The 4,305-nt window shown below is 66.3% G+C and carries 4 protein-coding genes; 2 read left to right on the top strand and 2 right to left on the bottom strand.

Annotation, left to right across the window (positions count from 1 at the left end):
• Positions 1-69: 69 nt before the first annotated feature.
• A complete protein-coding gene (locus tag AC2VOG_RS01210; protein ID WP_486938090.1) occupies positions 70-975 on the bottom strand; it encodes a haloalkane dehalogenase in 906 nt (301 codons plus the stop codon).
• A 126-nt stretch (positions 976-1,101) separates the two neighbouring features.
• Positions 1,102-2,460, bottom strand: a complete 1,359-nt coding sequence (locus AC2VOG_RS01205; protein ID WP_486938089.1) for a WS/DGAT/MGAT family O-acyltransferase — start codon at positions 2,458-2,460, stop codon at positions 1,102-1,104.
• A 162-nt stretch (positions 2,461-2,622) separates the two neighbouring features.
• Between AC2VOG_RS01205 and AC2VOG_RS01200 the strand changes: the two genes are divergently transcribed.
• A complete protein-coding gene (locus AC2VOG_RS01200) occupies positions 2,623-3,426 on the top strand; it encodes a DUF732 domain-containing protein (RefSeq protein ID WP_486938088.1) in 804 nt (267 codons plus the stop codon).
• Between the two features lie 205 nt (positions 3,427-3,631).
• Complete coding sequence (locus AC2VOG_RS01195) at positions 3,632-4,183, top strand: hypothetical protein (RefSeq protein ID WP_486938087.1); 552 nt, start codon at positions 3,632-3,634, stop codon at positions 4,181-4,183.
• The last annotated feature ends 122 nt before the right edge of the window (positions 4,184-4,305 follow it).

Below are 4,305 nucleotides of genomic sequence, written 5' to 3'. Positions count from 1 at the left end.
GCGACGCCAGCGGTGGCAGACATATGTTGCATTGTGCAGGCGTCGACGGAATTGCGATTAGCTACGGTGTCAGCGGCCCAGAAAGTCGGCGATGTATCCGGCGAGTTCCTCGCCGGCGTCCTCCTGCAGGAAATGCCCGGCGTTGCCCACCACCGGATGGCTGATGCCCTGTGCGCCGGTCATCTCGCGTTGCAGGATCGGCGCCATCCCGCCGGTGATCGGATCGCCGTCGCTGAAGGCCACCAGCATCGGCGTCGGGCTCGCGGTCAGGGTCGCCCAGGCGGATCGGTTGGCCGCAGCGGCGGGATCGTCGGGTGACGTCGGCACCAGCCCCGGCATGGCGCGCGGCCCCACGCAATAGGCGTTGTCGGGAAACGGTGCGTCGTAGGCCGCGCGGACCTCGTCGCTCATCGGCCGACGGCAGCCGCCCTGCACGAACCTCCCAACCTCGATCGACGGCGCGGTCTGGATCGCCTTCCGGAACTGCCACCAGATCTCGGGCATCGGGATGTCGCCGGTGGGCAAGCCGGTGTTGGCGACGACCAGTTTGCTGAACCGTTCGGGATGTTCGGCGGCCAGCCGCAGCCCGATCAGCCCGCCCCAGTCCTGCCCGACCAGGGTCACCCGCTGCAGGTTCAGCTTGTCGAACACCAGCTCGCGCACCCACTCGACATGACGGGCGTAACTGTGGTCCTCGATGCGGGTCGGCTTGTCCGAACGGCCGAATCCGACCAGGTCCGGGCAGATGACGCGGTGTCCGGCCGCAGCCAACACCGGGATCATCTTGCGGTAGAGGTATGACCACGTCGGCTCGCCATGCAACATCAGCACCGGGTCGGCATCGGCGGGTCCGTCGGCCACCCACGCCATCCGCAACGTGCCACCTTCGGCGTCGGACACGTCGGAATACTGTGGGCTATAGGGGAATTCAGCTAATCCAGTGAACCGTTCCTCAGGTGTGCGCAAGGTCTGCATGGATTTGAACATACGCCAGCCCGATCAGCCCTCCACTACACCGGTCACACCCGGGCCTACCATCAGCTGATCGAGCGGGCGAGCTGGCCCTTCAGCAGCAGGCCCGCGCTGAGCTTGGGCACGCGTTCACACGCCGACCGCGCGTTCCAGATCCTTCAGTGACGTTTCCAGGTGACCGAGCAACCGCTGCAGGTGCGGCACACTTCGGCGGCATCCGACCAGACCGAAGTCGATGTTGTCGGCGTTGCTGACCATCGTGATGTTGAGCGCCTGCCCGTCCAGCGCGATCGACAGCGGGTAGTTGCCGTCGAGTCGGGCGCCGCCCCAATACATCGGCTCGGTCGGCCCCGGCACGTTGGAGATGACGATGTTGAACGGCGGTGGTGTCGCCGTGGCGAAACCCGGCACCGCGGACAGTCCGAGCGGCGCGATGAGCGCCGCGGACAGCGCGTAGGCCTGCAGCCTGGGCAGTTGGGAGAACACCTTCTTGTTGCCGCGCATCGATGCGCTGATCGTCTCCAGCCGCGTCGCGGCGTCATCGATGTCGGTGGCCAGGTTGCACAGCAGCGCCCCGACCTGGTTGCCGCCGGCGTCGGCCTGCTCCGCTGAACGCATGCTGACCGGGACCATCGCGATCAGCGGGTTGTCCGGCAGCGCGTGCTCGTCCAGCAGATAGGAGCGCAGCGCCCCGGCGCACATGCCCAGGATGACGTCGTTGAACGTCACCCCGGCGGCGACCTTGATGGTCTTGAGCCGCTCGATCGCCCACGACTGCGCCGCGACGCGTCGGGCACCGCCGATCGGCACGTTGAACATGGTGCGGGGCGCGGCGAACGGCAGGGTCAGCTGCTGTTCCAGCAGTGCGGCGCGCGCCAGCGACCAGGTCGAAGGGCCGTAGGCCGCAATGGATCCCGCGATCTGGCCCAACCCCGGTCGTTTCGAGCCTTCGGTGTGGCGGTGGCGTCGCGGCAGATCCCAAATCGCCTTGATGTCGGTGTCGTCGGGATCCGGCGACAGGGTCCGTTGCATCAGGCGCAGCGCCGAAACGCCGTCGACCAGGGAATGGTGGAACTTGCTGTAGACGGCGAACCGGCCGTCGTTCAGTCCCTCGACGAAGTGCGCCTCCCACAGCGGACGGTGCCGGTCGAGCAGCCCGCTATGCCAGCGCGAGGTCAGTTCGAGCAGTTCACGGACCCGGCCCGGGGTCGGCAGCGCCGAGCGCCGCACGTGGTAGTCGACGTCGATGTCGTCGGGGTCGTCATACGTCCACGCGACGGCCGGGATCGCGCCGAATGTCCACGCGGGGTGCTTGCGGAAGGTGGGCTGGAAGTCGTGGTTGGCGACCAGCTTGTCGCGCATGTCTCTGGCGAACTCCGGCCCGGCGCCCTCCGGCGGCTGGAAGAGCTGCAGTCCGCCGACGTGCATCGGATGCTCCCGCGACTCGAGCGACAAAAACACCGAGTCGAGGGGACTCATCAGTTCCATCAGTTCATCTAAGGCGCTGCCGACACCCGTTGCCAGCGAATCGCCGAATCAGGTCACCTCGTTAACATTCCGACGCGCCCGCAGACCGGCCCGCGGCGCACAAAGGCGACGAGAAAAGCGATCACGGTAATCCGATAAGCCACTTGGCTTTAAGCTTTTGGGATGCGCGATCGAGAGACGATCGACTCCGAACTACGCCGCGTGGCAGCAGAGCTCCGCTCGATCCGCCAGCGCGGTGGGCAGCCGTCCAGTCAGCAGGTCGACGCGCTGCTCGACGAGCGCCTAGGGCACCCTGTCGAGGTGCTGTGCGACACCACAGTGCTCGACGAGATCCTGGCACCATTCGAGGGAACAATCGAGCGCCGACGGCCACGTCGACGGGGCCTATTGCTGCGCCTGGCGATGCGCGCGGCCGTCCCGGTCTCGGTGTTCGCGATCGCGGCGGCTCTGGTGACGATGCTCGTGCTGCACCGGAATCAAAGGGCGTCGCAGTCCTCGGCAGATCCGGTGTCAGAAGCGCAACCTAGTACGGTTGCCCCGTCGGCCCTTGCCCCGTCGGCCCTTGCCCCGTCGGCCCTTGCCCCGTCGGCCAAGGCCGCCTCGCCGGCCGACGTCGCGGAGAAGGCGATGATCGATGCCTTGCAGCATGAAGGCGTCCCGGTGCCCAATCGCGACTACGTCGCGACGCACGGGCACGCGGTCTGCGACTTTCTCGGGCGTCAGCCCAATGTCACCGATGCCGCCCAGTTCGTGCAGCGCTCCACCGTCTGGGACGCCAACCAGAGTGCCGATTTCACCTCGGCCGCCATCGTCACCTACTGCCCGCAATTCGAATCGACAGGCACCGAACAGGCGCAGCAGTCGCTCCAGAAATCGGTGACCAATCTGCAGACCATCGAGGGTGATCTGCGGGGCATCAACAATGACCTGCGGGGCATCAGCGACGGCTTGCACGGCGGCGGCTGAATCAGCGTCTCGGATTCGCAGCTTTTTCAGCCACGTCGCAGCATCTGCCCAGGTGTTTACGTGTTTACCGCGCGCACCATGGTGATATCCGACAACGACGTGCGCTCGCGGACTCCATGAGAGGCAGGCCCATGGCATGAATTACGCCGGAATCAAAAACCGACGGGCCGCTCGGCGAGCCGCCGGTGCTATCGCTGTGATTCTCGTGTCCGGCGTTGCGGTGGCCGGCGTGGTGTACAGCCGCTGGGAGTCCCCGCGCGACAACGGGTTTGGGTCGCCTCGCACCGCTGCCGATCCGCCGACCGCGCCGGCCAGTCGTTCAGCACCGATTCCTCCCCGCGCGATGCTGAACGGCTCCTACCGTCTCATTCTGGAAGACAGCCGGTCGAAATACGTCGACAGTTCCCCCGCGGAATGGGCACCAGGATCCGCCGACATCGTCGGATACATCGAATTTTCAACCCGGTGCGTGGGCACCACATGCGTTGCCACCTCAGCGCCGACCAGCGATGCGCGCGTTCCCGCAGCGGGACTGACTGTGGAGACGATGGTGTGGGAGTCGGGCAGGTGGTCAAGTCGCCAGAAACCTGTGCCGGACGGCGACGGCCTCGACGCGTCGTCCACCATCCTGCGCCCAGACGGCCGTCACGGCTTCCGGGGCACGACCACAGACACGATTATCTCGGGACCGCATGCCGGCGCTGAGCGGATCGCCCCGGTGGTACTCACGCCCAGGTTCGATCCCGCGAACCTGTAGCCTCCGGATGCCGGGAGAAGTCAGGTCGCGGCAGGCGTAAAGCCTTCTCCTGGAAGGTGGTTGGCACTACCGCCGTTCGTGATCACGCTGGATTTTGCGTAATCTGCGGAACCAATTCTGGG

It is taken from the genome of Mycobacterium sp. TH-M11, assembly GCF_057473725.1.
Note: the sequence above shows the minus strand (reverse complement) of the source record. Positions and strands in the feature narration are given on the sequence as shown.

What these genes read in the sequence shown, in the direction of transcription:
- AC2VOG_RS01210 (WP_486938090.1), bottom strand. Translation starts at nt 975, where the DNA reads ATGCAGACCTTGCGCACACCTGAGGAACGGTTCACTGGATTAGCTGAA.
- AC2VOG_RS01205 (WP_486938089.1), bottom strand. Translation starts at nt 2,460, where the DNA reads ATGGAACTGATGAGTCCCCTCGACTCGGTGTTTTTGTCGCTCGAGTCG.
- AC2VOG_RS01200 (WP_486938088.1), top strand. Translation starts at nt 2,623, where the DNA reads ATGCGCGATCGAGAGACGATCGACTCCGAACTACGCCGCGTGGCAGCA.